This is a genomic window from Bartonella sp. AP9QHHD (genome assembly GCF_042195625.1).
Classification (GTDB): domain Bacteria; phylum Pseudomonadota; class Alphaproteobacteria; order Rhizobiales; family Rhizobiaceae; genus Bartonella.
In genome coordinates this window covers 1-6,029 of sequence record NZ_JBHIOP010000105.1, presented here as the reverse complement: position 1 = coordinate 6,029, position 6,029 = coordinate 1, and the positions used below count along the sequence as shown (strand labels likewise).

Annotated in this window: 11 protein-coding genes; 5 read left to right on the top strand and 6 right to left on the bottom strand. The window is 33.4% G+C overall.

All coding sequences use genetic code 11. The features are described 5' to 3' along the window. Positions 1–440: 440 nt before the first annotated feature. Entirely contained in the window at positions 441–794 is a 354-nt protein-coding gene (locus ACFIK4_RS09195) for a helix-turn-helix domain-containing protein (RefSeq protein ID WP_375675806.1), read from the top strand. A gap of 99 nt (positions 795–893) precedes the next feature. On the opposite strand, the gene ACFIK4_RS09190 is transcribed toward ACFIK4_RS09195, so the two are convergent. Both ACFIK4_RS09190 and ACFIK4_RS09185 read right to left on the bottom strand, forming a co-directional pair. Next, entirely contained in the window at positions 894–1,214 is a 321-nt protein-coding gene (locus tag ACFIK4_RS09190) for a hypothetical protein (protein ID WP_375675805.1), read from the bottom strand. Further along, positions 1,211–1,903, bottom strand: coding sequence for an AAA family ATPase (locus ACFIK4_RS09185; protein ID WP_375622568.1), 693 nt, complete (start codon positions 1,901–1,903; stop codon positions 1,211–1,213). Before ACFIK4_RS09185 ends, ACFIK4_RS09190 begins: the two co-directional genes overlap by 4 nt. Positions 1,904–2,187: 284 nt before the next feature. Here ACFIK4_RS09185 and ACFIK4_RS09180 point away from each other — a divergent pair, with 284 nt between their 5' ends. Together ACFIK4_RS09180 and ACFIK4_RS09175 are read left to right on the top strand one after the other, a co-directional pair. Further along, a complete protein-coding gene (locus tag ACFIK4_RS09180; RefSeq protein ID WP_375630653.1) occupies positions 2,188–2,439 on the top strand; it encodes an AbrB/MazE/SpoVT family DNA-binding domain-containing protein in 252 nt (83 codons plus the stop codon). After that, positions 2,436–2,834, top strand: coding sequence for a type II toxin-antitoxin system VapC family toxin (locus ACFIK4_RS09175; RefSeq protein WP_375675804.1), 399 nt, complete (start codon positions 2,436–2,438; stop codon positions 2,832–2,834). The genes ACFIK4_RS09180 and ACFIK4_RS09175 overlap by 4 nt, the downstream gene beginning before the upstream one ends. Before the next feature lie 210 nt (positions 2,835–3,044). Here the strand turns inward: ACFIK4_RS09175 and ACFIK4_RS09170 are convergent, their stop codons facing one another. Continuing rightward, on the bottom strand, positions 3,045–3,698 hold the full coding sequence (locus ACFIK4_RS09170) for a recombinase family protein (RefSeq protein ID WP_375675803.1): 654 nt from the start codon (positions 3,696–3,698) through the stop codon (positions 3,045–3,047). A gap of 206 nt (positions 3,699–3,904) precedes the next feature. Here ACFIK4_RS09170 and ACFIK4_RS09165 point away from each other — a divergent pair, with 206 nt between their 5' ends. After that, on the top strand, positions 3,905–4,210 hold the full coding sequence (locus tag ACFIK4_RS09165) for a hypothetical protein (RefSeq protein WP_375675802.1): 306 nt from the start codon (positions 3,905–3,907) through the stop codon (positions 4,208–4,210). A gap of 91 nt (positions 4,211–4,301) precedes the next feature. Beyond that, positions 4,302–4,760, top strand: coding sequence for a hypothetical protein (locus ACFIK4_RS09160; RefSeq protein WP_375675801.1), 459 nt, complete (start codon positions 4,302–4,304; stop codon positions 4,758–4,760). A gap of 69 nt (positions 4,761–4,829) precedes the next feature. On the opposite strand, the gene ACFIK4_RS09155 is transcribed toward ACFIK4_RS09160, so the two are convergent. The 3 genes from ACFIK4_RS09155 to ACFIK4_RS09145 all read right to left on the bottom strand — a co-directional run bounded on the left by ACFIK4_RS09155 (position 4,830) and on the right by ACFIK4_RS09145 (position 5,848). Next, entirely contained in the window at positions 4,830–5,045 is a 216-nt protein-coding gene (locus tag ACFIK4_RS09155; RefSeq protein WP_007552402.1) for a type II toxin-antitoxin system Y4mF family antitoxin, read from the bottom strand. Positions 5,046–5,197: 152 nt separating this feature from the next. Then, complete coding sequence (locus ACFIK4_RS09150; protein WP_375675800.1) at positions 5,198–5,653, bottom strand: TIR domain-containing protein; 456 nt, start codon at positions 5,651–5,653, stop codon at positions 5,198–5,200. Positions 5,654–5,698: 45 nt separating this feature from the next. Further along, positions 5,699–5,848, bottom strand: a complete 150-nt coding sequence (locus ACFIK4_RS09145; protein ID WP_187147397.1) for a hypothetical protein — start codon at positions 5,846–5,848, stop codon at positions 5,699–5,701. Between the last annotated feature and the right edge of the window lie 181 nt (positions 5,849–6,029).

Below are 6,029 nucleotides of genomic sequence, written 5' to 3'. Positions count from 1 at the left end.
GGTTCTTTGTCAAGGACGCCTTTAGGCGCCCTGTAAGGGTTTCCTTGACACTAAGAACCAAGACTTGTTAGTCCTCTCATTGAACGCGGGTCTGATGTCATGATTTTGGTGAGCGTTCCGGAGAGTTTGAGAGGCGGATAGCCTCTCATTAAAAAATAAAGTTTATAAATAAAAACTATTTTTATTTGCCAATCTCCTGAAATTACTTTATTGGTAAGCGAATGTTTTAATCGTATACGCAGCGATTAATAAGGGATTAAAAGCCTTAAAGTTTGAACATAAAAATTAGCCCACTCTGTGGGTTTCCCGGGATTCCGGGAGCTTTTGCTATGTCCAGGTGCTTTAAGCACTAAAAGCAAAAAGCTGATTCAAACTTCAGTACTTTTAACTCCCGGAATACCAATGCGAGGGCGCTCGCACCCGGTCGGGGGGAATTTAAAGTGCAAAACAAAACTCCACATTTTAATGATATTTCTGTAGGGGAAAAAATTCGCGATAGAAGAAAATTCATGGGAATTTCTCAGACAGAATTAGGAAACAAATTAGGAGTAAGCTTCCAACAAATCCAAAAATATGAAAAAGGCTCAAATCGTGTAGGAGCTGGACGTTTGCAGAAAATCGCTAACATACTAGATGTTCATATCTCCTTTTTTTATACCGACATTTCACAAAAAAGAAATATTTCATACCCTTATGATGAAGGAATTTCCAGTAAAGAATACTGCCTTTTAAGAGGTTTTAGACAACTAAAACCTAAAAAACAGAAAGCAATTTTGTGGTTGGTTTCCGAATAGAATGAATACTTTTAAAATTATATTACATACAGCTATCTTCTCTCTTCATAAGAAGATTTTAAATATTTATTACGTATTTTGTACGTAAATAATAAATAATCATCGTTTATTTTGTGTGTAATTGTTATTTACGTAATTTTCAATAAGACGATTAAGAAAATCACCACCATCTTCATTAAGTTCGTCTGCTAAAGACCAAAAACTGTCTCTTACTTCTGGTTCAAGTGCAAGTGTTAATCGTGCTGTTTTTAAACTACGTCTTCTACGTCCACTACCACGTTTTGTTTCTATACTATGACGTGTCGTAAAACCATTATTTTGACCTATCTTACCTAATTCTTGTTCATCTACTTTTTGTGCTTTTGTAAACGGTTGTAAATTTTCAAGATTCGGTAATACAATTTCAGCTCTTTTTGTCATGCTACTTTGTCCTTTAATAAATTTTCATTATCCAATACCTTCACAACAGCGTTAGCAAAAACCGTTGCATTTTCTTGTGCTGCTTGAGGATTATTCACATCAGAAGATGCTAAATCAAAGAGAGACCCCCCTATCTGAAAAAGAGCACTAAAAGCTCCTCTTTCAGTTAATGAAGCAGGTAAAATAGGAAGATTAGCCTTTTCTAACGTTTTCTCTATATGCTGTCCTTCGCGACTGTTTAAGGTATTAGTCATAGAAAATACGATACGAAAAGGTATTTCTCTTTTAAAAAACTGACTCTGTTGTTTTATTAAAGCAATGATCTTTCCTATCTGATCTCCATCAAGTTGTTTTTTTCTCATAGGAACCAAAACTAAATCTGCTCTCCCTATAGCAAAAGAAGCCGCAAGATTAGCAGAACCTTCAAGATCAACAATAACAAATGGAAACTGTTCTACAGCATCATCAATGCAAGAAACAATATTCTGTTCTGTAATATTTCCAGAAACTTCTATATTTTGGGGCATTGTATCTACAGATCTTTTCATCCATGTCACAAGTGGTTGATTTGGGTCTGCATCAATTAATTTCACCTTAGATCCGGCTTTAGCAAAAACATTAGCTAATACTAATGCCATTGTGGATTTTCCAACACCACCTTTTGTTGAACACATAGTAATTACAGGCATTAAGATATTCCTTATTCAATGAATAAACATTAAATAAATAACATTTATTTATTACGTATTTATTAAAATTATAAATAATTATTATTTATTTTGTAAATATTTATTATTTACGTACAAAATACGTAATAAATATTTATATCTTGTTAATTTCAAATCAGGTATAATCAGGTGTGCACATTCCAGTATGCAAACGAGTTTATTTCACAATTTCGTTTCTTGTGAGTAATTGATTTTTACATTACTTTTATATATATTAGATAATTATATAGTAAGAGGAATTTTTTATGTCTTCATTAACAGTTACAGCAAAAGGACAAATTACGCTAAAGCGGGATTTACTACAGCACCTTGGTGTTAAACCAGGTGAGAAGATTAACTTTGATAAGTTACCAGGTGGTGAACTTCGTATAAAAGCGTCACAGCCTACAAGCACTATTGAGAGCTTTATTGGACGATTTTCTGGAAAACTAAAAAAACCTCTAACCATTGAAGAAATGAACGAAATTACAGCTTCTAGTTGGGCTGGGAAAAAATGAAGATTTCTGTAGATACAAATGTTCTAGCTCGTGCTGTTTTACAAGATGATAAAAAGCAAGGGGAGGTAGCAAGTAAGATTTTAAGAGAAGCTTCTCTCATAGCTATTTCTCTACCTTGTCTATGCGAACTTGTTTGGATACTTCGACGAGGTGCAAGACTATCAAAAGAAGATGTAGTTGGAATGTTACGCGATCTGCTAGCAACCAGTAATATAGTAATGAATAGACCAGCTGTTGAAGCAGGGCTTGCTATTCTAGAGGCTGGTGGTGATTTTGCTGATGGAATTATAGCTTATGAAGGTAATTGGCTAGGTGGCGAGATATTTGTTTCGTTTGATAAATTAGCAATCGACCTGTTAAAGAAAAACGGGAAATCAGTAAAACTCCTTTCTTAATGAGTGAGCTAATACCTATAAAAGAATAAGCTATAGATATGGATTTTCCAACACCACCTTTTGTTGAACACATAGTGATTACAGATATTAAAATATTTCTTATTTACTAAATAAATATTATTTATTTAGTACGTATTTTGTATGTAAATAATAAACATACTTCAATGCATCACGTCATGGAAAAGAACTATCAACTTGGCGCAGTTTATCTTAATTTTCCAATGTTCTTGGCATGGTAATGATAGGCTTTATTTTTGTAAGCTTGATGTTTTTACGTTCAATAAATAAACGTAAGGTGTTCACACTAACTCCTAATGTCTTAGCAATACGGCTCTGTGATAAACCAACATTTATAAATGCTTGAATTTCATCAATGTGATTGTCCAGCTTTAATTGCGTAGCTTTACTTCCTTTTGGCCGGCCAAGTTTTATTCCTCGTTGACGAGCAACATTTAACGCTTCTTTTGTACGTGTTTGAATTAAATGTCTCTCAATCTGTGCTACCATACCTAATACAGTTGCGATGATATCGCTTTGTAAACTACCGTCCATGATAAGATTTTGTTTCGTCACGTGAAAAATTAAACCACGTTCACTAGCGGCTTTGAGAATTTCTAGGACAGCAAGAGAAGAACCAGCTATACGAGAAAATTCAGGAGTTAATAATACATCTCCTCGTTCTGCTTTTTTAATTAAAACACCAAGCTTACGCTTGCGCCAATCTTTTCCTCTACTTGCAATTTCTTCTTCAATATGAAGTGGTGCAAAGCCATTTTTATTCGCGTATTCTAACAATCCAAATTTTTGATTTTCTGTATCTTGTCCATCACGAGAAACACGTAAATAAGCATAAAATTTTGGCATTTTCAGTAAAAAGGTTATTTTTGATTAAAACTGATATATTATTGCATAGAAAAAATAGGAATTAAATATACAATTTTCGTTCATAAAAAATGATCGTTTTTTCTGATAGGATAATCAAAATAATCAATGATAAAATAGGAAATTTGATTGATCAGATTTAATCATTAAATTAATATTTCAAGACAGATTACAGAAAGGAATTTCCTATGGAAAAGAAATTACCCAAAAGTTATATGACTGATGCTGAACGCGAGGAATTACGAGTAGGCGGTTTAGATCAAGATGGTATTTATACTGCCGAGTCAGAAGCTGCAGATCATGCCGGTGATGGCAACGCAGCATGGGAATGGTTGGCAATGACTGAGCCTCCAGCACATACACTTTTGTTTCTTAGATCTGAACATGGAGCACAATTTATTCGTGATATGGGATTTTCTACAAAAAAAGCTGATGAGAAATATGGTCCAGATTGGTTAGACAAAGGTGTTATGATAGGAGGCGATTATTTCTGAAGAAGACGACAAGATAGAAAAGATTTTTTTCCGTGAAAATAACTATGTAGAAAGTCGTGCTCAAACATTAGCGACTAAGAAGCTATGTAGTGTGTGGAATGAATTGTATGATCATGTTTGTGATGTTGGACGTAGCAATAACTTATCATTACTTATTAGTACAGAACGCAAAATTGTAAAAAATGATTTGTTTAGATATGCCAATAGTAAGTCTATGGCAGGGAGCCTCAGAACAGCTTTAGCGGAAATAGATGTTATTAAAGATCATGTAATGATTGTTTCTGATCCTAAGCAATATGACATAATCAATAGGGGACATAATCTACCAAAGCTTCGCAAAAATGGATTGCCTTATGATGCAGCTAGACGAGCAATGGCATCACATTATACACGGTTGAAAAATCTCGATAAAGGGCGTTTAACAGATATTGAAAAGTCTATCCTTGATATGCGGATGAATAATATGAAGGTAATGCGCAAGATCTACGAAAATATGCAAGCTAAAGCTATAAATCTTTATACAAATAATCAGTATCGTAGAGAAACGTGAGATCTCCACTTTTTTCTTGTTGTAATTGACCTACTAATTTTGCGTGTAAATAAACATCAAGTGTACGGGTCATAATTTTTCATTTTCAATCTGAATATCAAGACCAAGCATTGAAAGCACATGTATGGTTTTTCCAACATGACAAGACTCTTTGCCTCTTTCTAAATCACGGATAAAACGCACACCAACCCCTGATGTAGCTGCTAACTGTTCTTGTGTTAATCCTTGTTGTTTACGTGTATTTCTAACAATAAAACCCAATATTTTCATTCTGCTTTCAATCATAATCATCCCTTTCGGGATGATTATATCATTTCATGCTTTTATTACAAGAAAATAAACCTGTACGGGACGTTTTTATCCCATATACTCCTAAAGCCTTATCCCAAGAACAAAGAAGAGTGCATATTTTGCGTATACTTCATACAGAAAAAAATTCAGTAGTTAACTGTATCTAAATTGAATCCGGCTGTGTTTAATAGTTCAACAAGTTTTGGGAGCGTCTCTTTTACGTGTTCATTAAAAGGAATATAATTAATCCCTTCATAATCTAAAGGTACTTCAACATCTCGTTTTTTTAAAATAGCAATATTTCTGCAAGAAATTTTAGGAAACAACATACCCATTTTAAAAATAACATTTTGATTAGCGCGCGGTTGTGCGTCTTTTTTATCAGCAGATTTTGCATAACCAATGTCATCGGGAGTAAGTAGCACAATACCAAATTTTGGAGAATTAGTTTGCATACTAATTTCTTGTTTAAAATACTCAATAGTAGTTAAATCATCACTACCAAATTTCAGAACGTATGGTTCCAATCCAAGCTTTAAAAGAATACGTTCAGTTTGTTCTAAAATAGTATGATTATTATATACAATAAAAATTTTTGGCATTTGGATCTCCCCTAAAAAATATATGCATTTGACCCAGAGGGCTTATTATTCCTTATCAACGAATAATTGCGATAAAAATTTCTCCCAATCTATATTTTCCTTTAATTTATCATTAGTCTCTTTATCAAATTTTATTTGTTTACCATTTACAGTAAAATAAAATTCAACACTTTCGATATCATCATGATTGAGCATTTCCAACACCTATAATTTCAGTTATGTTCCATGTTTTATTGAGTTTAATGGAAATTTTAATACCTTTGTTTTTACATTGCTCTCTGAAAGCAGGCGCCCTCCCGCACCTGCTATTTTATTTACGCAACATCCTCATACTCATCACGAAAATAATCATCATCACTACCAAATCTTGGAATTG